This is a genomic window from Mesorhizobium sp. WSM4841 (assembly GCF_055811515.1).
The window spans coordinates 203,134-227,097 of the sequence record NZ_JBVVQC010000006.1 but is presented as its reverse complement, the minus strand read 5'-3'; the positions used below and the strand labels follow the sequence as shown (position 1 = coordinate 227,097).

The window sequence follows — 23,964 nt, the reverse complement described above, 5'->3', positions numbered from 1 at the left end:
GAGGACGCTAAGAAATACCGCCCGAACACCGGAGAAGCATCATCACGGAACGCATCCGTGACTTGGCTGGTTATATCCAGACGCTGCGGCAGCAAGGGCCTGATGGCGCGGAATTTCAGCGACCACGCTCGTCGGATTCCAAAGGTTGGATACGATAAAGAGGCATCCGATGATCGTCGAAGATCAGGAATCCGTGGCCGCGATGTTGATGGACCCTGCCGCATATGGCGAGAGCGGGCCGGTCGAGGCGATCGAAACCCATATCTCGCGTGTCTTCCTGGTTGGCCAGCGCGCCTACAAGATCAAACGAGCGGTCAAGCTGCCCTATGTCGACTTCTCGACCGCGGCGCTGCGGCTCGCCGCTTGCGAAAAGGAGGTCGAGCTCAACTCCAAGACCGCGCCCGGTCTCTATCTGGGGTGCGGCGCATCACGCGAGAGGCCGGCGGCAAGCTCGCCTTCGATGGAAGCGGCGAACTGGTCGATGCGGCGATCGAGATGGTCCGCTTCGACCAGTCGAAGCTGCTCGATCGAATGGCAGTCGGCGGCGAACTGACGCCTGCGTTGATGACGGCGGTCGCGCGCATGATCGTGCGCTATCATCGCGGCGCGCCGGAGGTCCACAAGGGCAGCGGATCCTCGAACCTGGCAGGCGTGCTCGCCATCAACGAAGCCGGCTTTGCCACCAGCCATGTTTTCGAGCAAGCCGAGATAAAGGCATTCACCGGGATTTTTCGCACCGCCCTCGGCCGTCATTGCGAGTTGCTCGACCGGCGGGAGGCGGCAGGCAAGATCCGGCGATGCCACGGCGACCTGCATCTGCGCAACATCTGTCTCTTCGACGGAGAGCCCCGCCTCTTCGATTGCATTGAATTCAATGACCAGATCGCCAGCATCGATGTGCTTTACGACCTGGCCTTCCTGCTGATGGACCTTTGGCATCGCGGCTTTCCGGAACTCGCCAACCTGGTGATGAACCGCTACCTCGACGAAGCAGACGACGAGGACGGCTTCATTCTCTTGCCGTTTTTCATGGCAGTGCGGGCCGCGGTGCGCGCGCATGTCACCGCAACCCAGATCGAGGAAGGCAGTGCCGATTCCGGCGGGCTGATTGCCGAGGCCGGATCCTATTTCGAGCTTGCCCGAACACTTCTCCAGCCAAGGCCGCCGCGGTTGATCGCCATCGGCGGTTTGAGTGGTTCTGGCAAGACGGCCGTTGCCGAGGCACTCGCCGCACATGTCGGCGCGCCGCCCGGCGCGCGCATTGTCGAGAGCGACCGCATCCGCAAAGCCATGCATGGGGTGCCGGCCGAAACGAAGCTGCCGGACAGGGCTTATCGACCTGATGTGTCGGACCGCGTCTACCGCGAAATGGCATGGCGCGCCGACCTGATCCTTTCCGAAGGCGGTTCGGTGGTCGCCGATGCCGTCTTCGACCGGCCGGCCGATCGCGACCGCATCGAGAAGGCGGCAAACGGCAGAGACGTTGCTTTCGCCGGATTCTGGCTGGAGGCGGATCCGCTTGTTCTTTGGCGACGGGTAAGCGAGCGCCGGGGTGGCCCTTCCGATGCCACCATCGATATCCTTTCGCGGCAATTGCAACGAAAGGCCACCCCGTCCACCTGGCGCAAGGTCGACGCCGATCGAAAGCTCGCCGATATCGCCGCCGAGTTGGCAAGCGTTTCGGAAGCGGCCGCTGCTGCGCAGGGTGCTCCACTCAAGACAGCATCGTGACGGCGACGCGCATAAAGATGGGTGAATGGGCATGACGCAGGAAAAACTGGTGGTTTGCGGCAAATGCGGCGGGGTCAATCGCCTGCCGCCTGGACGGGATGCCGGGGACGCGAAATGCGGAAAGTGCGGCTCCAAGCTGTTCTCGGGCCATCCCGAGGACGTCGACGCACAGAGCTTCGATCGCCACGTCAAACGAAGCAGCCTCCCCGTTGTCGTCGACATCTGGGCACCGTGGTGCGGCCCCTGCAAGATGATGGCGCCGGCCTATGAAGCAGCAGCAAACGAACTGGAGCCGCATGTTCGCCTGATCAAGCTCAACTCCGATAATGAGCAGGCCGTTGCAGCCAGGCTCGGCATTCGCAGCATCCCGGCGATGATCCTCTTCCATGGCGGACAGGAGGTTGCGCGCACATCCGGCGCCATGACGGCGGGGCAGATCGTCAGGTGGGTCCGCGATCACCTGCCGACGGCCGCTGCCTGAAAGCCGTCACGTGTGGATGATCGCCGTGGCCGCATCAGCCAGCGAGCGCAGAAAGCCACATGATGACCTGATGGCTGTGACAAATTTCATATGATGACCTCGCTTTTGACCCGCACTGGGAGTATGGATCCTCATGACCCGGCAAAGTTTGGAGGACCCATGCAGCAGGCCGAACATCGAACGTCCCGCAGGTCGTTCGTTTCTCAGGTCGCAGATGCGCTGCGCGGCCAGATCGAAGCCGGCTTTTATGCGCCTGGCGACAAATTGCCGACAGAACCCGCGCTGATTGACCGGTTCGGGTTCAGCCGCACTGTCGTCCGGGAGGCCATTGCCGCGCTTCGCGCCGACGGGCTGGTGGAATCGCGGCAAGGCGCCGGCGTCTTCGTTCTCGGCCCGAAACCCGTCGACGAGGGATTGAAGCTCTTCACCGACGAAACGAACAAGATCTCGGACATCATCGAAGAGCTCGAGCTGCGCATCGGCATCGAAGTCGAGGCAGCGGGCCTTGCTGCAGCCCGCAGTTCGCCGGCGCAGGAGGCCGAAATCGAGGCCCAGGTCGAAAGGTTCGCCGATCTCATGGCGCAAGGACAACCCACCGACGAGGCGGACTTCCAGTTCCACATGGCGATTGCCACCGCAACGAACAACGCCCGGTTCAAGGCATTCCTCGAACATGTCGGCCGGCGGATGATCCCGCGGGTGAAGTTCAAGACGATGATGGGCGGCATCGACCCCTTGCCCAATCGCGACCATCCAATTCTGGAGGAGCACAGGGAAATCGCGGATGCGATTCTCGCCCGTGACCCGGAAAAGGCACGTGAGGCGATGCGCCGCCATTTGGTGACGGGGATTAAGCGCTATCGTGCCCTCACCGTCCGGCGCTCGACAAATCAAGACAACACCAGCAGTTGACTCGTCCGCATACTCATCATATGAATCTGGATGACATCATATTAATTGTGGGATGAGTTCCTTTGTCGCCAGATGAAATCAAGTCGCGTGTCGCTTCAGGGCTGCTGTCGTTTCCGGTCACACATTTCAACGAGGATTTCAGCCTCAATCTCGAAAGCTATCGCGCGCATGTGGAATGGCTGTCGGGGTTCGGCGCCGCTGCCCTGTTCGCGGCCGGCGGCACGGGTGAGTTCTTCTCCCTGTCGCCGGAAGAGGTCGCCGACGTTACCCGTGCAGCCAAGGATGCCTCGGGAGACGTGCCGATCATCGCCGGCTGCGGCTACGGCACGGCGCTCGCTACGGAAATCGCCCGCCGCGCCGAGGCTGCGGGAGCCGACGGTCTCTTGCTTCTGCCTCACTATCTGATGGAGGCCTCGCAAGAGGGGATATTCCGGCATGTCAAAGCCGTGTGCCAATCCACCGGCCTAGGCGTCATCATCTACAACCGTGCGAACTCGGTCGCCAATGCCGACACGGTTGCTCGCCTTGCTGACGAGTGCCCAAACCTCATCGGCTTCAAGGACGGCACAGGCAAGATCGATCTTGTCCGCCACGTCACCGCAAAACTTGGCGATCGTCTCTGCTACATCGGTGGCATGCCCACGCATGAGCTCTTTGCCGAGGGCTTCAACGGCGCCGGCGTGACGACTTATTCCTCTGCGGTGTTCAATTTTGTGCCGGAATTGGCACAGCGCTTCTACAGGGCGATGCGGACAAGCGATCGCGCTGCGATGGAAGAAATCCTGCACAGCTTCTTCTTCCCCTTCGCGGCTTTGCGCGATCGCGAGCAAGGTTATCCAGTGTCGATCATCAAGGCAGGCGTCGAACTCATCGGACGGACACCCGGTCCCCTTCGGCCGCCGCTGACGGATCTGAAGCCGGAGGAGAAAGACATGCTGCGCGGACTGATCACGAAAATCGCCGGCTAGTCGCCGGGAGATCGGCAAATTGTCGGACGAACGCGCCGAGGAGGTTCGCCCGTCGCACGACAGCCAGAACGGAAGATCCCAAGCGGAAGATCAAAGGGAGGAGAGACATGAATAGAAGCGTTCATACGATTGCAGCTGTCGTATTGATGACCGCTGCCGCGCCATCGGCTGTCGCACAAGAAGCGGCGCAGGAAATCCGTATCGTCCTGCCGGAGCAGCCGGCCAATCTGGAGCCCTGCGGCACCATCATCACCAATGTCGGCCAGATACTCAGCCAAAACGTCGTTGAATCGTTGACCGTCATCGATCCGACCACCGGACAACCTCAGCCGAAACTGGCGACCGAATGGACCAGCGTGGACCCGACGACTTGGCGGATCAAGCTGCGCGAGGGCGTGAAGTTCCAGGACGGAACGGAACTCAACGCGGATGCGGTCGCATTCTCCATCAACAGGATGATCAGCGGCAAGATCACTTGCAGCAACATTGCGAAATTCGGCGATGCCAAGCTGACGCTGACGCCGGTCGACGATCTGACCGTCGAGATAAAGTCGGACAGGCCCGAACCCATCATGCCGACGCTGTTGAGCGTGGTCATGATCGTCTCGCCGAAGACACCGGTCGACCAGGCGGTGAACGATCCGGTCGGGACCGGCCCGTTCACGCTATCGACCTTTTCCCCGCAAACCGTGGTGCTGGACGCGTTCGATGGCTATTGGGGCAAGAAGCCGGAGATCACCAAGGCAACCTATGTCTGGCGGCCCGAATCATCGATTCGAGCGGCCATGGTCGAAACCGGGGAAGCCGACCTGACGCCGTCGATTGCCATCCAGGACGCCAGCAATCCGGAGACGGATTTCGCTTACCTGAACTCCGAAACCACCGCCATCCGCATCGATGCCGCCGAGCCGCCGCTCGATGACCTGCGCGTCCGCAAGGCGCTCAACCTGGCGATCGACTGGGAAGGCCTTGCCCAGCTGTTCGGCGACGACGTCAAGCGTGCGTCGCAAATGGTCGTTTCCGGGATCAACGGCCATGACGATGCGCTCGAGCCTTGGCCGTACGATCCGGAAGAGGCGAAAAAGCTCGTCGAAGAGGCGCGCGCGGCGGGTGTCGCGGTCGACACCGAGATCAAGCTCATCGGGCGAAACGGCATCTATCCGAACGGCGCCGAAGCGATGGAGGCCATGATGACGATGTGGCAGGACGCCGGCCTCAACGTCAAGCTTACCATGCTCGATGTCGCCGACTGGCTGCGCTATCTGCAAAAGCCGTTCCCGCCGGAGCGCGGCCCCAATCTCCTGCAGATGATGCATGACAACAACAAGGGCGATGCGGCCTTCACGGTTCCGATCTTCTACCGATCGAGCGGCAGCTACTCGACCTTGGCCGATCCGGCATTCGACAAGGAGATAGACGCGGCCCTGGCGGCGACCGGCGAGGCCCGCACGAACAGCTTCAAGGCGATCTTCGGCAAGGCCCGCAACGAAGTGGTGGCGGACATCCCGATGTTCCATATGATCGGCTATACCCGTGTTGGCACCAGGCTGGAATGGAAGCCCGATATCACCACCAACAGCGAAATACCGCTGGCCAATATCGCTATCAAAAAAGACTGAGTGATACGGGGGCGCTGGGTCCGATCGTGACCCTGCGCCCTGACCCGTTGCCTCCGTCGATATCCGTCCAAGGGCATCCCAAATGATTACCTATCTTGGACGCCGCGCGTTCCACAGCATCCTGTCGGTCATAGGTCTGTTGACGCTGGTCTTTTTCCTGACACGGCTTACCGGCGATCCTTCCGCCTTGTACCTGCCTCTGGACTCGACTGCGGAAGCTCGGGCCGCGTTCGCGCGGTTGAACGGCCTCGATCAGCCGATCTATTGGCAGTTTCTGGATTATTTGCGCGATCTTCTGCAGCTGGATTTCGGTGAATCGCTGCGCCAGAACCGCTCGGCGATGCAGGTCGCGCTTGAGGCGTTCCCGGAAACGCTGAAACTTGCCGCCGTCGCGATCACCCTGTCGACCGCTTTGGCTATCCTTGTCGGTTCTCTGGCGGCCGCGCGGCCGGGCAGCATCTTCGACCGTGTCGCCAGCTTCGTCTCCCTGGCCGGCGCAAGCGCGCCGGATTTTTGGGTCGCCATCGTCGGCATCCTTGTCTTCGCCGTAGGGCTCGGGCTTTTGCCGACATCCGGCACCGGAAGCTGGGCGCATTGGATCATGCCCAGCTTCGTGCTGATGCTTCGTCCCTTCGGTCTCCTGGTGCAGGTCGTGCGCGGAACGATGCTGTCCGCACTTGCCTCTCCATACATCAAGACCGCAAGGGCCAAGGGCCTGCCTCGTCAGAAGATCATCTTCGGGCATGCGCTTCGCAATTCGCTGCTGCCCGTCGTCACGGTCGCCGGCGACTTGGCGACCAGTCTCGTCAACGGCGCTGTCGTCGTGGAATCGATATTCGGCTGGCCCGGCATCGGCAAGCTGATGATCGACTCGATCATCCAGCGCGATTTTGCTGTCGTCCAGTCGACCATTCTGGTGACGGCTACCGCCATCTTCATCCTGAACATCGCGATCGACCTGCTTTATGCGGTTCTCGATCCGCGCATCCGGTACTGAGCCATGACGATCATCACCCCCGACATCAAGCCGGCGGCCGTTCCAGGCAGCGGCAGCGTGCTTCTCTCCTATTTGAAGCGCGACAGGCTTGCGCTCGCCGCCGCTATTTTCCTGGCGATCGTCGTCATCGCGGCGGTCCTCGGCCCGTGGCTGGTGGGCGACGCCGCTTCGCGGCTGGGGCTGCGCCAGCGCAATCTCGCCCCGTTCTCGCTGGCCAGCGGCTGGATCTATGTCCTCGGCGCCGATACCCTCGGCCGGCCCATCCTGACCAGGCTGATTGTCGGCGCGCAGAACACGTTCGGCATTGCCGCGGCTGCGGTATTCGCGTCGATGCTGGTTGGCGGAACGCTGGGCCTGATAGCGGGCTATTCGGAGCGCTGGTACAGCCATCTCATCCTGCGCCTGGCCGATGTCGTCATGAGCTTTCCCTCGCTGCTGCTGGCGCTCATCGTGCTCTACACGCTGGGCCCGAGCATCACCAACCTGGTGATCGTTCTCGCCGTCACGCGCATGCCGATCTACCTTAGAACGGCGCGCGCAGAGGTGCTGGAGCTGCGCGAGCGCATGTTCGTCAGCGCGGCGCGAGCCATGGGTGCGAAGCCGACCCGGATCATCGTCCGGCATATCGCACCCCTGGTCCTGCCGACACTTGTGACGATTTCCGCCATTGATTTCGCGACCGTCATTTTATCGGAATCGGCGCTGAGTTTCCTTGGCCTCGGCATTCAGCCACCTGACTTTACCTGGGGTGCAATGGTGGCAAACGGCCGCGGCTATCTCGCCACCGCCTGGTGGATCGCATTCTGGCCGGGTCTTGCGATCATGCTGACGACGCTGTCGCTCAACATCCTCTCGAACTGGGCGCGCACCGTCGCTGATCCGCAGCAACGCTGGCGTCTTCAGACATTGCGAAAAGCTGCCCGATGAGCAACGCGACCATTCTCAAAGTCGAGGGCCTGACCGTCGATTTCCTTTCGGACGATGAGCCGGTACGCGCCGTCGACGATGTCTCTTTCCACGTCAGCCGTCGCGAGACACTGGTGATCCTCGGCGAAAGCGGTTCGGGAAAGAGCGTCAGCACCAGCACGGTGATGGATCTCATCGACTGTCCGCCAGGCGATGTCGTGGCCGGTTCCTGCCTCTTCGATGGCGTCGAACTCTCGGGCCTCGGTGCCGAGGCGCGCCGAAGCATCAACGGCCGCAGAATTGCGATGATCTTTCAGGATCCGCTCGCCTATTTGAACCCCGTCTACACGGTGGGGCGCCAGATCGAGGAGGTATATGAGAGCCACGGCGCGGGAGCCGGCAAGGACGCACGCGCCAAGACCATAGAGCTGCTTCGGCGCGTGGGCACCCCAGAGCCGGAAAACCGCGTTGACTTCTATCCGCATCAATTCTCGGGCGGACAACGTCAGCGCGTAATGATTGCCATGGCGATCGCGCTGAAACCGGACATCCTGATCGCCGATGAGCCGACGACCGCTTTGGACGTCAGCGTGCAAGCGCAGATTCTCGATCTGCTGCGTGATCTCCAGCGCGAGACCGGCATGGCGTTGATCATGATCACCCATGACCTCGAAGTCGCCGCGTCCATGGCGGACCGGATTATCGTCATGAACGGCGGCAAGGTTGTGGAGACAGGCATCGCCAAGGAGGTCTTCAGCAATCCGCAGCACGCCTATACGCGCCGCCTCATCTCCGCCCTGCCCCACGGCAACGCAGCGGAGGCGCCGAACAAGGGTTCGACGACGATCGCCGACGAGACCCTGCTCAAGGTGGAACATCTCACCAAGCACTATGTGCTTGCTTCCGGAGCCTTCAGCAGCAAGCGGACGTTCAAGGCGGTGGACGACATAAGCTTCGAGGTCCGGAGAGGAGAAACGCTCGGCATCGTCGGCGAGTCGGGCTCCGGCAAATCGAGCGTCGCACGCATGCTGTTGGGGCTGAACGAGCCAAGCGCCGGCAAGGCTGTGTTTGCCGGTGAGAACATCTTCGAAATGAACGAGAAGCGGCTTATGGCGTTTCGGCGCAAGGTCCAGATGGTATTCCAGGATCCGTACGGATCGATGAATCCGCGCATGCGCGTTTATTCGATCATTTCCGAACCCTGGGTGATCCACCGCGATATTCTGCCGAAGAACAGGTGGAAGGCTCGAGTGGCAGAGCTGCTGGAATTGGTGGGGCTGTTGCCGGAGCACGCCGACCGCTACCCGCACCAGTTTTCCGGCGGCCAGCGACAGCGCATCGCCATTGCACGAGCGCTTGCGAGCGAGCCGGAACTGATCGTCTGCGACGAGGCGGTTTCGGCGCTCGACGTCTCTATCCAGGCGCAGGTGATCGATCTTCTGGCCGACCTTAGGACCAGGCTCAGCCTCTCCTATATTTTCATCACCCACGACCTGCCGATCGTGCGCCATTTCGCCGACCGGATCATGGTCATGAAAGATGGAAGGATCGTCGAGGAAGCCCAAACTGCGGCGCTGTTCGGCGCGCCTCGCCACGAATATACGCAAAGCCTATTGCAGGCTGTGCCCAGGCCCAAATGGCTTACGCAAGCCCAATAGTCCGGGCGATGCGCGAACAACGCCTGGCAGTGCCAACCGCGCGTCGCGGAGACTTCTGCACCGGCCCGGGTTTCATCCTCCCGCAGTCAGCGTTTGAACAGCCGAACGTCAAGCTCGAACGGATCGACTCGTACGGTTTTGATTCGGGCCGCGGCAGGATGACGAGGATTGACGAGGACATTCTGGTCTGGTCCGTCCGAGATCGGGACAATGGCTGACGGTACAAAGAACAGAGCAGCGGCGACGCTGTTCAGCCACTCATCGCCGAGCTGAATCCGCCGACTTGAGTCGGCGGATTGTTCGGCACTATGATCAAACGGCACTGCCGGAGGATCTGCCGATGCCACAACGCCCCTATGATGAGCGCCTGCTCCGTCAGGCGTTCGAAGTCGCGCGCAGGGCCCGCGATGCTGGCGAACATCCCTTTGGTTCGCTCCTCGCTGACAAAGACGGCAATGTGTTGCGCGAGCAACTCAACGGTTACAAATCCGGAGGGGGCGACCGCACCGCTCATGCCGAAAGGCTGCTGGCCTCGTGGGCGGGGATGAATTTCAGTCTCGAAAAGCTGGCCTCCTGCACACTTTACACTTCGGCCGAACCTTGCGCGATGTGCTCCGGGACAATCTATTGGGCCGGCATCGGACGGGTCGTCTTTGGGCAGAGCGAACATGACGTCAAAGGGTTGACGGGTGCACACGTCGAGAATCCCACACTCGACCTCCCCTGCACGATCGTTTTCGAAGCTGGGCAGCGTCCGACTGAAGTCGTCGGCCCGCTGCTTGCCGATGAAGCGGCGCAACTCCAGGCCGATTTCTGGAAAGACAAGTAGCTCAATTGGCGCGCGCGGAAAACGAGTGAGTGCTAGGCGATGTCGTCGCGAATGCAGGCCTTCAGATGGCCATCGGACGTTGTTGCCCGCAATGGCGGGACGATGCCGGCGCAAGCATCCAGGGCAACCGGGCAACGGGTTCGGAAAACACACCCGGTTGGCGGATTTGCCGGGCTTGGAATGTCGCCCTTCAGCACCTGCCGGCCCTGCTTGGCCAGTGGGTCGAGCGACGGAATGGCCGAAAGCAGCGCGCGCGTATAGGGATGCTGCGGCCGGGCATAGAGCGCGGCAGCAGGCGCGACTTCCATGATCCGGCCGAGGTAGAGAACGATCACCGTGTCGCAGATATATTCGACGACGGCCAGGTCATGCGAAATGAACAGCATGGTCAGACCGAGCCGGACCTGCAGGTCGCGCAAAAGATTGATGATTTGCGCCTGAATCGAGACATCGAGGGCAGAGACCGGTTCGTCGGCGACGATGAATTCGGGTTCGAGCGTAAGCGCCCGGGCGATGCCGATGCGCTGACGCTGCCCGCCTGAAAATTCGTGGGCGTAGCGGTCATAGGCATCGACCGGCAACTCGACCGCGGCAAGTGCCTTCTCCGCCCTCGCCCGCCGCTCGCGCCTGTTGCCGATGCCCTGAATATCCAGACCTTCGGTCAGGATCTGCCCAATGGTCATGCGCGGCGACAGACTGGCGAACGGATCCTGGAAAATATACTGCATCTTGCGGCGCTGGCGAGCCAGCGGCCCGGCGCTCAGGCTGGTGATATCGACGCCGTCAAATCTTATTTCGCCGGACGTCGGCTCGATGAGACGCAGCACCGAGCGGCCGATCGTGGTCTTGCCCGATCCGGATTCGCCGACGAGACCGACCACCTGGCCGCGCGCAATGTCGAAGGAAATATCTTCCAGCGCCCTGACGACGGGACCGCGCGAGAACGCCGTCGGCGCAAAATGCTTGGTCAGGTTCCTCACCGAAAGGAAGGGGGTGTCCATTGTCAAAGATCCTTCCAGCGCAAACAACGGCTTTGCTGGGTCGGTGTCGCCGCGAACAATGGCGGTACAGCAGTGCGGCAGGCATCGACAGCCAGGGCGCAACGCGGCGCGAAGGAGCAGCCATTGGGCAGCAAGGCCAGCGACGGCACATTGCCGGCGATGGTCGGAAGTGGCGTTCCTGCTGCCTTCAGCATGGTGGCCTGGCCGAGCCGCGGCACCGAACGCATCAGCCCGGCGGTGTAGGGATGACGCGGACGAGTGAACACCTCGCTCACCGGACCCGATTCCACGATACGCCCGGCATACATCACCGCGACCCGGTCGGCGATCTCGGCAACGACGCCGAGATTGTGCGTGACGAACAGAATGCCCATGCCGCGTTGCGCCTGCAGCTCGGCCAGCAGGTCGAGAATCTGGGCCTGGATGGTGACGTCGAGCGCAGTGGTCGGCTCGTCGGCGATCAGCAAGGTCGGATCGCAGGACAATGCCATGGCGATGGTGGCGCGCTGGCGCATCCCTCCCGACAGCTCATGCGGGTATTGCCGCGCCCGCCGATCGGGATCGGGAATGCCGACCTGAGCCAGCAGTCGCACGGCATCAGTGGCCGCATCACGATGCGACTTGCCGAGATGGATGCGGATCGGCTCGGCGATCTGTTCGCCGATGGTGTAGACCGGATTGAGGCTGGTCATCGGCTCCTGGAACACCATGCCGATGTCGTTGCCGCGCACCTTGCGCAGCGACTCAGGATCGAGGCCGGTCAGCTCGGTGACAGTGCCGTCCCTGCGCCGCAGCGCGATCGATCCCTCGGCAATGCGCCCGATCTTCTTCGGCAGCAGGCCGATGATCGACAGGCTGGTGACGGATTTGCCCGATCCGGACTCGCCGACCAGCGCGACCGTCTCGCCAGAACCTATCACCAGATCGACGCCCTGCACGGCGGCGATGTCGCGTCCGGCGATACGGAACACCGCCCGCAGACCGGAAATCGAAAGGATCGGAGCGTCCACGGTCAGCGCAGCAATCCGACGTCGCGAAGGATAATTTCGACCTTTGCGGTTTCCTCGTCGTTCAAGCTGCGTTGCGGCCGCGCCATGGTGTTGGAGGCGATGATGCCGAGGCTCTTCATCGCAGTCTTGAAGGCGCCGACGCCGGCCGAGCCGGCGCTTGTCCTGCCGAGCGAGATCCAGACGATCTCGAACAGCTTCAACAGCCGCTCCTGCTCCAGGCGGGCTTCGGCGTGCTGACCCGCCTGCATCAGGTTCCACAGCCTGACGTAGCCGTGCGGGTCGACATTGGCAAGGCCCGGCACGACACCATGCGCACCCATGGCAAGCACGCTGTCGACCAGGATCTCGGACCCGGTCATGCCGAAGAAACTCGGATCGTTGGCCATGTCCTTGAGCACATAACGCAGATTGCCGTCATCGCCGCTGGAATCCTTGATACCGGCGATAACGCCTTCGCTGGCAAGGCCGACGGTGGTCCTGCGCTCCAGCTTGACATGGACGCAGACCGGGATGTCGTAGGCGATGATCGGGATGTCAACCGCGTCCTTGATATAGCGGAAATGATCGCCGATCTCGGGCTGGCTGGTGCGGGTATAGAAGGGCGCCGTGACCACAACAGCGTCGGCGCCGGCCGATCTGGCTGTCCGGGCGTGGTTGATGACACGATCGGTTGTCGGGTCGATGACCCCGGCGAAGATCGGAACGCGGCCGTTGTTGACCTTGACCGCGTGCTCGATGATGGCCCTGCGGCCGGCCTCGTCATGGAAGACTACTTCGCTGGTCGAGCCGAGCACGAAGAGCCCGTGGACGCCGCCGTCGAGCAGGTTTTCGATCGTCCGGGTGAACGACGGCAAGTCGACACTGAAATCGGAATGGAGCGGGGTGACGACAGGTGGCACGACGCCGGTAAACAGGGGCATTTTTGAAAAAACCTTCAGGTCAGGTGAGATCGGAACGGGGGTCGAATGCATCGCGCAGGCCATCGCCGATGAAGTTGATGGCCAGGACGGTGAGCACGAGGACGGCGCCGGGAAACATCCACTGCCAGGGATATTGCTCGAGCACCACGGTGGAGCGGGCGAGATTGAGCATGTTGCCCCAGCTGGCTTCGGGCGGCGCGATGCCGAGACCGAGGAAGGAGAGACCGGCTTCGAGTAGAATGGCGTTGGCGATCTGCAGCGTGGCGTAGACGACAAGAATGTCGATGCAGTTCGGCAGGCCGTGACGGAACAGGAGATGCGGCAGCCCCGCCCCCATGCCACGGGCGGCGACGACGAAGTCACGCTCGCGCAGCTCGAGCAGCCGGGCGCGCACCATGCGCGACAGCACCGGCCAGGAGAGCAGCGAGATCACCAGGATGGTCGGCGCAATGCCGGTGCCGGCAATCGAAGCGAGCACGAGCAGGAAGATCACCGGCGGCAGCGTCATTGCGAGATCGACGAAGCGCATCACCGTGCCGTCGACAAGGCGCCCGCCGAAGCTGGCGACGGCGCCGACCAGGAAGCCGATGACGATCGATATGGCGACCGAGCATACGGCGACCAGCAGCGAGATCCGCCCGCCTTGCAGCAGCCGGGCCATGACGTCGCGGCCGACGCCGTCGCTGCCTAGCCAATGAATGGCGGACGGTCCCTTGTTGATCGCCCTGAGATCGATGGCGTTGGGGCTGAACGGCCACCATATAGGATAGGTCGAAACCGCCAGCAGGATGGGGATGACGATAAACAGACCGGCGCGCGCCGCACGGTTCTCAAAGAAGCGGTCGAGCGCGCGGCGGAGCGGTCCTCTGGTTTGCGGCACGGCTATCGGATCTGGCGCGGTGATTGTCATCACGACACCTGAATGCGCGGGTCGACGACCGCATAGACGATATCGGTCAGGAGATTGACCAGAATGACGCAGATGCCGATTACCAGGCTGGCGCCGATGATCACCGGGTAATCCCTTGTGCCGACGGCGTTGACCAGCAGCAGGCCCATGCCCGGCCAGTTGAACACGCTTTCGAGGAAGATGGCGCCGCCGATCGCGATGCCGACCGTCGAGCCGATCAGGGTGATAACAGGCAAAAGCGCGTTGCGGGTCGCGTGCTTGATGATCACCCAGAATTCGCGCACTCCCTTGGCGCGCGCGGTCCGCACATAGTCCTGGTTGAGCACCTCCAGCAGCGACGCGCGCATGTAGCGCATGATCAGCGCGGCGTGTCCGATGGACAGCAGACAGGCGGGCAGGACGAGATGCGCGAGCACGTCCGATACGGAAAAAGGTGCGCCGGCGGTCTGCATGCCACCCGATGGCGCCCAGCGCAGCAGCACCGAGAAAAAGTACAGCCCAAGAAGTGCCGTCAAAAAAGCCGGGCTTGAGATGCCGACGAAAGAAACCACCGACAGAGCGATGTCGGGCAGCGCGTTACGGCGGACGGCGCTGAAGATGCCGGCGGAAATGCCGAGCACGATGGCGATGGCCAAGCCGGTGCTCATCAACAGCGCGGTCGGGCCGATGCGCTCCATGACCAGCGGCAGCACGGCAACGCCGCCGCGCTGGATCGAATAGCCGAAGTCGCCGCCGAGCGCAGCGCGAAGCCAGGCGAGATATTGCACGGGAAGCGGCTGGTCGAGCCCAAGCCGGTCACGCAGGACTTCGAGGTCGGAAGCAGACATCGGGCTGGACGGATTGATATAGGCGTCGATCGGATCGCCGGGCGCCAGCCGCAGAAGGATGAAGATGAGGACGCTCAGGGCGACCAGCATCAACAGTCCTGTAGCGCTGCGGCGGGCAATGAAACTCAGCATTGGCTGTCCGTGGTGATGGTGAGCGGGGCCGGCATCGTGCCGGCCCGTTTCATTGGCGGGCCGGAGTGGCCCGCCAGCCATTTTACTGGATGTTCCAGCGTTCCGGGTGAGCCGCATAAGGACCGCCGGCCGGCGCCGGCGTCCAGACGAAGTCACGCAGCTTGTTGGAGGCGACGCCATAGCGATTGGCCACCCATAATGTCGCCCAGGGCAGATCCTTGTTCATCACCTTGCAGACTTGCTGCCAGGATTGATCGATCTTGGCCGGATCGGTCTGGCCGAGCGCGGCGTCCAATGCAGCGCTGAGATCGTCGAACTCGATGCGCATGGTGTTGAAGCCTGCCGGCGGGATCTGGGACCTGTTGAGACCCGGGCTGATGCCAGCCGGATTCGGGCCGTTCTGCAGGCCGGCATAGACCATCGCAAACGCGCTCCAGTCCGGCGTGCCTTCCTTGTAGACGATGCCGTTATAAGTCGGCGTATCGACGACGCGCGGCACCACATTGATCCCGATCTCGGCCAGCATCGACTGGATGGCAGCCATCACATTGGCCGCTTGCGGCGAGCCGTAATAGGTCAGCAAGGTGATCGGCTTGTCGCCGTTGATCTTGTCCCAGCCAGCCTCGGCAAGCAGAGCCTTGGCCTTTGCCGGATCATAGGCATAGGGTTCGAGGCCTTCGGGAAGCAGGTGCGGCGCGACGTAGCCGCAATTGGCCGGTTTGGCCGCCCCGCCATAGAGGCTCTCGATGATCGCATTGCGATCGATCGCGTACATGATCGCCTGGCGCACGCGAACATCCCTAAAGAGTTCGACCTTCTGGTTGAGGCCGATGTAGTTGACCACATAGGAGGCGCCCTCGATCACCTTGAAATTGCTGTCGCTCTTGAAGGATACCGCATCGTCGGGCTCGACATAGGTGAACTGGATTTCTCCGGCGCGCAGCGCGGCAACGGCCGCCGCCGGGCTTTCGAAATACCTGTTGATGAGCACGTCGACCTTCGGCTTGCCGCCGCGATAGTCGTCATCCGCGGCCAGTTCGACATATTGATCGCTGATATAGCGCTTGAACTTGAAGGGGCCGGTGCCGACCGGAGTGGTGGACCACCAGGTGCTCGTGGCCAGCGTTTCCGGCGGCATCGCGGCCAGGGCATGCTCCGGCAGGATCATCACCTGCGAGAGAATCGACAGGAAGGAGCCGTTGGGCTTCGACAATTTAACGACCACGGTGCGATCGTCCGGCGCGTCGACCGACGCGATGTCGCCGAGGCGCGCGGCAAACAAACTGCCGGAGGCTTTGTTCCTGGCGAGCTCGAGTGTGAACTTGACGTCCTTGGATGTGAACGGCTTGCCGTCGTGCCAGCTCTCCTGGGCAAGGTTGAACGTATAGGTCAGCTTGTCGTCGCTGACCTTGTAGTCCTTGGCCAGATCGCCTTCGAGTTCGGTCAGTTCGGCGTTGTAGATGACCAGCGGTTCAAAATAGGTGCTGAGCCAAGTAAAGCCGCCGGTCGCGGCCAGCGGATTGAAGTTCTTGGGAAAGCCGCCGGGGCCGACGTCGAAGCCCCCGGTAATGGTCTTGGCGTCCTGTGCCTGGACGCTGGTGGCCAGGCCGATGCCGCCGAGCAGCAGTCCGGTAACGGCCAGATGACGAGCGATAGTCTTGATGCGCATGATTTTCCTCCCTTGGCATTGTCAGGTAGTCCGGCGTTGGGTCAGGTAATCCGGTTTTTGGCGATGACTTGCTGAATCCCCCTGTAGTGGTCGTCGAGGCGCTGACGCGCCCGGTCGACGTCCTTGGCGGCGACGGCCTCGACGATCTCGTGATGGTCGCGCCATGTCGCCAGCGGTGTTGGATTGTCGAGGCTGGTGAAGTTCGAGGCCTTGTTGAACGCCACCCAGAAGATGTCGATCAGCGCGCTCAGCATGTGATTGTTCTGGCAGCGGAACAGCAGCTGATGGAATTGCTGGTCCTCTTCGGCAAAGCTCTCCTGGCGCTCGGCGCGCCGCCGCATGCTTTCGGTCAGCTGGCGCAGCGCGGCGATGTCTTCGGCGCTGATCATCTCGATGGTCTTGGCGATCAGGCCGGTTTCAAGGACCCGGCGGATCTCGCGCAGCTCCTCCACGTCGCGCAACGAATCCTGCAGGCCATATGCCAAATTATCCAGCAAGGGCTTGAACGAGAATTCCTTGACGAACACACCGATGCCGCGACGCGTCTCCAGAATGCCGATCGACTCCAGCGCCTTGATCGCTTCACGCACCGAGTTGCGGCCGACGCCGAGCCGCTGCGCCAGGAAGGTCTCCGGAGGCAAGGGGTCCCCCGCCTTGAGCTTGTTGCTCTGGATATATTTCCTGAGGCTCTCCTGCACGCTGACGTGAAGCAGCGGCGGTCGGGTCAGCGGTTCGATCGATTTTTGTTCCGAGATCAACTTGGTCTCCGAGATCGATTTGGGTTCCGGCATTTTGCTCCCAGAGCCGCTGCAAATGCGCCCGATGGCGCGTCGCAAAAGCGGTCGATGCTTGTAGCATAGCGACTTATAGGATATCCTGCAAGCAAGAGGATTACATCGCTGAATGAAGATAGTTCTGGCCGGCTCAAGCCATTGGCACGCCGAAATGCATCTCGACGCCGCAAAGTCTTGTGGCGCCGAGATTGCCGGCATCTGGGATGAGGACGCGGAGCATGCGCGCGCCTTCGCGGCGCGCCATCATTTGCCGTTCATCACCGATTTTGCGAAAATCCTCTCCAACCCGCCCGACGTGGTCCTGTTGATGGGACATCCTTCGACGGTGCCGGCGCGGGCGCGGGCCGTCATCGAAGCCGGCATACCGCTGATCCTGGAAAAGCCGGCGGCGAGCAGCACCGCAGCGTTGGCCGCGCTGCGCGACCTGGCGAGGCAGCACAAGGCGTTTGTCAGTGTTCCCCTGCCCAACCGTTTTGGGCCGGCCGTCGCTGCCTTTGAACGGCTGCGCAGCCAAGGCCGCGCCGGTGCGGTTGCGCATTGCCAGTTCCGGCTGGTCAACGGCCCGCCGCAGCGCTACGCGGCCGAAGGCGTTGCCTGGGTCGTGGATCCGGCGATCGGCGGCGGCGGCGCGCTGAGGAACCTCGGCATACACGGCGTCGACGCCGCGCTCAGCCTGGCAACCGGCGGGCTTGGACTGAAAGCCGTTTCGATCGAGAACCGCATTCACCGCGCCCTGGTCGAGGATCATGCGCTGCTTATGCTGGAAGACGCTGCCGGAGCGTTGTTCGTCGTCGAGGCGGGATACACTTTCGCGTCAATGCGCCCCGGCGGCGATTTCGAGTGGCGCATCGTCAGTGAGAATGCGACCCTCATCGACTATGGCGACCGCACCATCTGTGCGACGCTCGACGATGGCGCTATCGTCGACTTGCCGATCGAATTGCCGGCGACGCGCTACCGCCTGTGCATGAGCGACACGCTCGACCGGCTGGCTCGAAAAGTGCCGCCGGCGAGTTCGATCGATGACTATGTTGCGGCGATGTCGCTGATCGACGCCGCGTATGAAAAGGCAGGACGATGATTGGAATAGGCATTATCGGAGCCGGCGATTTCGGCGCCGCCCACGCAAGGGCAATCAAGCAAGTGCACGGTCTGCATCTCGTCGCATCGTGCCGCGGGAACAACGATGCCCTGGCCGCCTTCACCAGCGAACACGGTGGTCGCGGCTACACCGACTGGCGCAAGCTGCTCGACGACAGGGATGTCGACGCCGTCCTCATCGCCAGTCCTCACCATCTCCACGCCGAAATGGCGATCGGTGCGGCAAGGGCCGGCAAGCACGTCATGCTCGAAAAGCCGATGGCGCCGACGGCGGCGGCCTGCGATGCGATCAACGCCGCAGTGGCCGCCGGTGGCGTCAAGCTGATGGTCGCCCATCTCATGCATTTCGCTCTGCCCTGCATGGCGGCCAGGCAGGTGCTGGAGGAAGGAGCGCTCGGCCGGCCGCTCATCGGATCGAGCTGGATCATCAAGCTGTGGATGGAGCACAATCGCCGCGACTGGCATCTGCGCAAGGCGACCGGCGGCGGCATGCTGTTGACCGCCGGCATTCATGCGCTCGACCGCCTGGTCTGGCTGATGGATGACGACGTCGTGTCGGTAAGCGCCATGCTCGGCGCCAAGTTCCATGACCAGGAAGCCGACGACACCGCCCTGCTCGGACTGCGCTTCGCCGGCGGCGGGCTCGGCCAGATGCAGAGCGTCGGCTATCGCAATGGCGCGACCAGCTACGCCATGGACCTGGTCTGCGAGCAGGGGACGCTGCGCATCGACATGGACCGCGGCACGATGCTTGGCCGCGATACCACCTGGATCGACCTGCCCGGTTCGTTCGAGCCGAACTGGATGCACAATGCGCTGGTGCGTGAGTGGAGCGCGATGCGCGATGCTATTGCCGACGACAAGCCGGTGCCGGTCGACGGCGCCTATGGTCGCAAGATCATCGGCATCATCGAGGCCGCCTTTGCGTCGAACGAAACCCGGCGCGAACACGAGATCGCCGGTGCGCGCTGAACCGGACGACCACCTGAGCCACTTGCCCGCACACGCGCCGCGCGGCGTCTGGGGCGCGGTGATGCTGGCCATCGACGATCGTGCAGCGATCGACTGGGAGGCGACGGGCGAGACGGTCGCACGGCTCTGTGCATCAGGTGTCGATGGCATCTATTCCAACGGCACGGCCTGCGAATTCCACTGCCAGACCGAACCCGAGTTCGATCGTCTTTGCGACCTGGTGGCCGCGATAGCCGGCCGCTCGCGCCTGCCCTTCCAGATCGGCATCAGCCAGTCCAATCCGCGCGTCGCGCGCGAGCGGCTGATGCGGGTGTCGGCGCTTTGCCCGGCGGCAGTGCAATTCACCTTGCCCGACTGGTGGCCGCCCAGCGATGACGAGGTCATGCGCTTCGTCGGCGGTCTTTGCGAGACCGCGCCTGACATGCCTCTGGTGCTATACAATCCACCGCACGCCAAGCACCGCCTGACGCTCCAAGGCATCGCCGGGCTGCGTGCAGCCGTGCCGTCGCTGGTCGGCGCCAAGCTGCCGGGCGGCGACGCCAGCTGGTACGCCGACATGCGCCGCGAACTGCCGGGATTTTCGGTCTTCGTGCCCGGCCATACGCTGGCGACTGGGTATGCACAGGGCGCCCATGGCAGCTATTCCAATGTTGCCTGCCTCAACCCGAAGGGCGCGGTGACGTGGTGGCAGATGATCCGCACCAACGTCGCAGCCGCTGCCGAGGTCGAGACGCGCATCCAGGCTTTTCTCGCCACGCACGTTCTGCCTTTTCGCGCTCGCTACGCTGTCAGCGATGCGGCGCTCGACAAAGCGATGGCGGCGGCCGGCGGCTGGGCGCCGCTTGGCCCGCGACTGCTCTGGCCCTACAGCTCGGTTCCCGACGGGGAGATCGCGACGCTGGCCGAAGCCGCACGCACGGCCTTCCCCGAATGGTGGCAGTGACCGTCGGTTCAGGGCGCTGCGGCCGCACGTCGCTCATTCGGATTGCATTCGACTTCCCTAAGTGGTGGCACTTCTGGAAATCCATCCGCGCTGGCCATCAGTTCCAAATACCGTTGAGCCGACGCGGCCCACTGAAATCGGGCCGTCCTTGCGCGACCGCGTGCGATTAATTTGGCTCTGAGGCCTTTTTCGTGGACCAGGCGCATGAAACAATCGAACCATGCATTCTCATCGCAAGGTGATGCGTACAAAACCGCATCCCCGCCGATTTCGGGCAGACTGGCACGGTCCGACATGACCACCGGACATCCAAGTGTCATGGCTTCGAGGGGCGGCAGTCCGAAACCCTCAACCAGGGAGGGGAACGCGAGGCATAGGGAATCGCGCAGAAGTGCGCCGAGTTCCGCGTCCGACCTTCTTCCCAGCCAAATGACGTTCGTCGACGTCTTGTTGCCAATGCTGCCGAAAACACGGGGCGTTGACGCGCCCACAACAACAACCCGTAGCCCCGCCGCGGCAAGGCGGTCGTGCATGCCAATGATCAAGCCGACATTTTTGTGCGGGATAGAACTGCCGAGTACGACGATCGTACCAGGGCCGGCAACTGCCAGGGTTTGTTCCGAGTGACAAGAAGCCCATCGCAGCGCATGTTCATGCCCGTTACCCACAACCTCGGCCTTTGCCGCCGGGCACACGCCATAGCGCGTCAGTTCACCTGCAGAGTATTGCGATACTGTCGCGACCTTAAGCGCGGTCCTGCCCAAGGCAGGAATTAAGGTGCGGTAAAGAAGCCGAAATGGAAATGAATAACTCTGTGGGCATGCCCGTGTATTGACGTCGTGAATGCACAGCACCTGCCGGCGTACGGCGAGAGGGCCCGTATTGCAGAGGCTGAGCAGGCCGCCGCGAAGATAGGCCGGAAGCACAGCTTGCTCCCATGCATGCCCCCCGAAGCTGCCGACAGTCCTGACACGGATCGCGGCTAAGGACAATTTGTCAAGCGTCCCCGGTGGGACCAGCAACTCGACCGTTAGATCCCGCGCCAAGGGAGCTTGGCCCACGATCAAGGCATCCAGCGCCGAAACGATCTCGCGTGCGTACCGCTGAACTCCGGTGGTCGGCTGCGCGAGAAAACGGCCGTTGATCGTCCAATGTCGTGTCATCACAGGGTTTTGGTCACCAGCGCCATGTCTCAGTTCCGCGACTTTGGACGACCAAGACGGCAGGGTCATCTTGGCCTTTGGGACGTAACCGGTCGTTTGCCCGAGAGGCTTCCCGGCAGCTCTCATCCGAATGGCGTGGCAAATCATGGGCGTTTACGCCAAATGTTTGAGGTTCGGCGTGGCGCGGCAGTGGTAGACTGCGTTGGGCAGTGCGGCAGGTCTCAATCATCGTGCTCGGATGGATGTCAGGCAGAGTTCAGCGAATGGAGTGATGCCGAAAATGTCTGGCGCAAGACAAGCAAGTTCGCGCTGATGCAGCGGCCGACCAATCCATCGCAACCAGGTTCCATTGGACGGGCCGTCGCCGCGACCAGACGTCTTTGGACAACCCTGGCATGCCTGCTGGGCATGACGGCTTCGTGCGCAGCGGATCTGCTATGGGGGGTGAACGGCCATCCCTTCAACGCCTATCCTGGGATATCGATCGAACAGCAACTCGACTATATCCGCGACCTCGGCATGAAGTCGTATCGCGTCAACATTTCCAGCGCCGACAGCGCCACCAAACTTGCCGAACTGGTCAAAGCGGGCAAGGAGCGCGGAGTCCAGATCCTACCGGTAATCACGCCCGAACTAGACCTCGACAATGAATCCGTCGATGACCTCTATGCGCAGGCCTACGATCTCGCGTCGACACTCGTATCCCGCTTCAAGGACGACATCCGCGTTTGGGAGCTTGGCAACGAGATGGAGAACTACGCTATCTTGATGCCCTGCGAGATGCAGGACAGCGGAATACAATACAACTGCTCCTGGGGCCCTGCCGGGGGCACCGAGACGTCCGACTATTTCAGTCCGCGCTGGGCGAAAGTAAGCGCAGTGTTGCGCGGTCTATCGGATGCAACCGTCGCAGTGGATCCGACCATAAGAAAAGCAATGGGAACGGCCGGCTGGGGTCACCGCGCAGCGTTCATCCGCATGCTGCAGGACGGTATCAAATGGGATATATCGGTCTGGCACCTTTACGAGGGTGACCCGGAGGAAGCATTCAAATTCCTGGCGACGTTCGGCCAACCCATCTGGCTGACAGAGTTCAACTACAGTGGCGGCAGCCAACGAGGGGAAAAGCAGCAGGCCGAAGGTCTGGTCCAGATCATGACGCTCCTGCGCAGATATCAATCTCTATATGGATTGGAGGCTGCCCATATCTACGAACTGCTCGACGAGACGTACTGGGCGCCAAGCTACGAGGCCTTTATGGGCCTCGTCCGCCTGAAGAAGCGTGACAACGGGCTATGGGCGCCGAGCGGGCAAAAGCTGGCATATGATGCCGTAAAGAAAGTCATTGCGGACGGCGATGCCGGCTTGAGTTCGCCGACGGTCTCGACGAAGAGCTTGCCGCCTGCGGCCCAGACGTCGGTACCCCCCATTGCCGATGCCGGTGCATTTCACCCCTGTTCGCTTGATGCGTTCGACAAGTCTGCCTTCAACCATGCCAACCAGATTGCATATGCTTACTGCCTAATCTTGCGTCGCATGCCGTCTCCGACCGAGCAGTGGCGCGAGGTCGTCGCGATGAAGAAGGATCCATCTATCTTTCCGACACTGACGAAGATGTTGCTTTCGGTCGAATTCAGGACTGACAATCAGCCAGTTGGGCTTGGAAATGCGCAATTTGTGGCCCTTCTCTATCGGACATTGCTGGGACGGGAGCCAGACGGCCAGGGGCTTTCTGCTTACGTATCGAAACTGGACAGCGGCGAGGTAAGTGGAGAACAGATCGTGGCGGAATTGATCCATTCGTATGAGTTTCGCTCGAGACACACGGTTCTGTTTCAGAACGAGACTCAGCAGGGGGTTCAATGAACGTTTTCGGCCGACAGGTCGTCACTGGCGCTGTTTGGGCTGCTGTCAAGACCTGGGGCCGACAGATCGCAATGTTCGGCATATTTGTGGTGTGGCGCGGCACCTTGGCCCCGAGGCGTTCGGGCTTGCGGCGCTCGCCATGGTGGTGCCCAATATTCCGGCTGCTCCGGTAACGAGGGGTCTACCTGACGCCAATATCCAGCGAGAGGAAATCGATCCCATCCACCTTGGTTCGGCTTTCTGCCTCCTTGCGGCGACAGGCGTTGCGATCACTGCACTTATCTGGATATCCGCCGGTGCCATCGCGGCCGCGTTCGACCAACCGTGTTTGGAGGCGCCCATAAAATGGACCAGCGCCATCGTTGTGATCCAGGCGTTTGGTGTCGTACCGGCGGCAGTCCTCAAAGCGGCAACTGAATTTTCGACTGTTTTGCCGTCGCACGCTTACAGGCTCGGTAGTCGGCGGCGCGTTGGGGCGTAGGCATGGTTATCGCTGGTGTGTTTGCGTGTGGAGCCTCGTGTGGATGCAACTCACGAAGGCCGCAGTCGAAACCG

At 62.1% G+C, this 23,964-nt stretch carries 22 protein-coding genes and 1 pseudogene; 14 read left to right on the top strand and 9 right to left on the bottom strand.

Features of this window, described 5'->3' with window-relative positions:
- Window positions 1-169: 169 nt before the first annotated feature.
- From AC0L14_RS10010 to AC0L14_RS09975, 8 genes and pseudogenes are all read left to right on the top strand, one after another.
- Window positions 170-1,731 (top strand): annotated as a pseudogene (locus AC0L14_RS10010) (bifunctional aminoglycoside phosphotransferase/ATP-binding protein).
- A gap of 31 nt (window positions 1,732-1,762) precedes the next feature.
- A complete protein-coding gene (trxC, locus tag AC0L14_RS10005; protein ID WP_473488779.1) occupies window positions 1,763-2,212 on the top strand; it encodes a thioredoxin TrxC in 450 nt (149 codons plus the stop codon).
- Window positions 2,213-2,371: 159 nt separating this feature from the next.
- Window positions 2,372-3,124 carry a FadR/GntR family transcriptional regulator gene (locus AC0L14_RS10000; RefSeq protein WP_473528736.1) on the top strand — a complete coding sequence of 251 codons (753 nt, stop codon included), beginning with the start codon at window positions 2,372-2,374 and terminating at the stop codon, window positions 3,122-3,124.
- 62 nt (window positions 3,125-3,186) lie between these two features.
- Complete coding sequence (gene kdgD, locus AC0L14_RS09995; protein ID WP_473749344.1) at window positions 3,187-4,092, top strand: 5-dehydro-4-deoxyglucarate dehydratase; 906 nt, start codon at window positions 3,187-3,189, stop codon at window positions 4,090-4,092.
- A 107-nt stretch (window positions 4,093-4,199) separates the two neighbouring features.
- A complete protein-coding gene (locus tag AC0L14_RS09990) occupies window positions 4,200-5,711 on the top strand; it encodes an ABC transporter substrate-binding protein (RefSeq protein ID WP_473749343.1) in 1,512 nt (503 codons plus the stop codon).
- A gap of 82 nt (window positions 5,712-5,793) precedes the next feature.
- The gene (locus AC0L14_RS09985) at window positions 5,794-6,708 is read left to right on the top strand and encodes an ABC transporter permease (RefSeq protein WP_473488775.1); all 915 of its coding nucleotides are present in this window, start codon (window positions 5,794-5,796) and stop codon (window positions 6,706-6,708) included.
- A gap of 3 nt (window positions 6,709-6,711) precedes the next feature.
- On the top strand, window positions 6,712-7,635 hold the full coding sequence (locus tag AC0L14_RS09980; RefSeq protein WP_473749340.1) for an ABC transporter permease: 924 nt from the start codon (window positions 6,712-6,714) through the stop codon (window positions 7,633-7,635).
- Complete coding sequence (locus AC0L14_RS09975; RefSeq protein ID WP_473749339.1) at window positions 7,632-9,272, top strand: ABC transporter ATP-binding protein; 1,641 nt, start codon at window positions 7,632-7,634, stop codon at window positions 9,270-9,272. Before AC0L14_RS09980 ends, AC0L14_RS09975 begins: the two co-directional genes overlap by 4 nt.
- Window positions 9,273-9,358: 86 nt before the next feature.
- Here the strand turns inward: AC0L14_RS09975 and AC0L14_RS09970 are convergent, their stop codons facing one another.
- Entirely contained in the window at window positions 9,359-9,595 is a 237-nt protein-coding gene (locus AC0L14_RS09970; RefSeq protein ID WP_473749338.1) for an RES family NAD+ phosphorylase, read from the bottom strand.
- A 17-nt stretch (window positions 9,596-9,612) separates the two neighbouring features.
- Here AC0L14_RS09970 and AC0L14_RS09965 point away from each other — a divergent pair, with 17 nt between their 5' ends.
- A complete protein-coding gene (locus tag AC0L14_RS09965) occupies window positions 9,613-10,101 on the top strand; it encodes a nucleoside deaminase (RefSeq protein ID WP_123149285.1) in 489 nt (162 codons plus the stop codon).
- A 32-nt stretch (window positions 10,102-10,133) separates the two neighbouring features.
- On the opposite strand, the gene AC0L14_RS09960 is transcribed toward AC0L14_RS09965, so the two are convergent.
- The 7 genes from AC0L14_RS09960 to AC0L14_RS09930 form a co-directional block, all read right to left on the bottom strand.
- Window positions 10,134-11,102 (bottom strand): ABC transporter ATP-binding protein, encoded by a 969-nt coding sequence (locus AC0L14_RS09960; protein WP_473749337.1) that lies wholly within the window; start codon window positions 11,100-11,102, stop codon window positions 10,134-10,136.
- A 2-nt stretch (window positions 11,103-11,104) separates the two neighbouring features.
- Window positions 11,105-12,112, bottom strand: coding sequence for an ABC transporter ATP-binding protein (locus tag AC0L14_RS09955; RefSeq protein ID WP_473749336.1), 1,008 nt, complete (start codon window positions 12,110-12,112; stop codon window positions 11,105-11,107).
- A 2-nt stretch (window positions 12,113-12,114) separates the two neighbouring features.
- Window positions 12,115-13,032, bottom strand: coding sequence for a dihydrodipicolinate synthase family protein (locus tag AC0L14_RS09950; RefSeq protein ID WP_473749334.1), 918 nt, complete (start codon window positions 13,030-13,032; stop codon window positions 12,115-12,117).
- Window positions 13,033-13,051: 19 nt separating this feature from the next.
- Window positions 13,052-13,942, bottom strand: a complete 891-nt coding sequence (locus AC0L14_RS09945; protein WP_473749333.1) for an ABC transporter permease — start codon at window positions 13,940-13,942, stop codon at window positions 13,052-13,054.
- Complete coding sequence (locus AC0L14_RS09940; RefSeq protein WP_473749332.1) at window positions 13,942-14,901, bottom strand: ABC transporter permease; 960 nt, start codon at window positions 14,899-14,901, stop codon at window positions 13,942-13,944. The genes AC0L14_RS09945 and AC0L14_RS09940 overlap by 1 nt, the downstream gene beginning before the upstream one ends.
- Before the next feature lie 82 nt (window positions 14,902-14,983).
- Window positions 14,984-16,570: an ABC transporter substrate-binding protein gene (locus AC0L14_RS09935; protein ID WP_473749331.1), complete on the bottom strand. Its 1,587-nt coding sequence runs from the start codon at window positions 16,568-16,570 to the stop codon at window positions 14,984-14,986.
- A gap of 41 nt (window positions 16,571-16,611) precedes the next feature.
- On the bottom strand, window positions 16,612-17,361 hold the full coding sequence (locus tag AC0L14_RS09930; protein ID WP_473546187.1) for a FadR/GntR family transcriptional regulator: 750 nt from the start codon (window positions 17,359-17,361) through the stop codon (window positions 16,612-16,614).
- A 112-nt stretch (window positions 17,362-17,473) separates the two neighbouring features.
- Between AC0L14_RS09930 and AC0L14_RS09925 the strand changes: the two genes are divergently transcribed.
- From AC0L14_RS09925 to AC0L14_RS09915, 3 genes are read left to right on the top strand one after another with little or no spacing between them, the layout of a single operon-like run.
- The gene (locus AC0L14_RS09925) at window positions 17,474-18,445 is read left to right on the top strand and encodes a Gfo/Idh/MocA family protein (protein WP_473749329.1); all 972 of its coding nucleotides are present in this window, start codon (window positions 17,474-17,476) and stop codon (window positions 18,443-18,445) included.
- A complete protein-coding gene (locus AC0L14_RS09920) occupies window positions 18,442-19,437 on the top strand; it encodes a Gfo/Idh/MocA family protein (protein ID WP_473749327.1) in 996 nt (331 codons plus the stop codon). The genes AC0L14_RS09925 and AC0L14_RS09920 overlap by 4 nt, the downstream gene beginning before the upstream one ends.
- The gene (locus tag AC0L14_RS09915; RefSeq protein WP_473749326.1) at window positions 19,427-20,380 is read left to right on the top strand and encodes a dihydrodipicolinate synthase family protein; all 954 of its coding nucleotides are present in this window, start codon (window positions 19,427-19,429) and stop codon (window positions 20,378-20,380) included. Before AC0L14_RS09920 ends, AC0L14_RS09915 begins: the two co-directional genes overlap by 11 nt.
- A gap of 8 nt (window positions 20,381-20,388) precedes the next feature.
- On the opposite strand, the gene AC0L14_RS09910 is transcribed toward AC0L14_RS09915, so the two are convergent.
- Complete coding sequence (locus AC0L14_RS09910) at window positions 20,389-21,543, bottom strand: glycosyltransferase family 4 protein (protein ID WP_473749379.1); 1,155 nt, start codon at window positions 21,541-21,543, stop codon at window positions 20,389-20,391.
- A gap of 408 nt (window positions 21,544-21,951) precedes the next feature.
- Between AC0L14_RS09910 and AC0L14_RS09905 the strand changes: the two genes are divergently transcribed.
- Together AC0L14_RS09905 and AC0L14_RS09900 are read left to right on the top strand one after the other, a co-directional pair.
- Window positions 21,952-23,409 (top strand): DUF4214 domain-containing protein, encoded by a 1,458-nt coding sequence (locus AC0L14_RS09905; protein WP_473637474.1) that lies wholly within the window; start codon window positions 21,952-21,954, stop codon window positions 23,407-23,409.
- Window positions 23,348-23,890: an oligosaccharide flippase family protein gene (locus tag AC0L14_RS09900; RefSeq protein WP_473749324.1), complete on the top strand. Its 543-nt coding sequence runs from the start codon at window positions 23,348-23,350 to the stop codon at window positions 23,888-23,890. The genes AC0L14_RS09905 and AC0L14_RS09900 overlap by 62 nt, the downstream gene beginning before the upstream one ends.
- The last annotated feature ends 74 nt before the right edge of the window (window positions 23,891-23,964 follow it).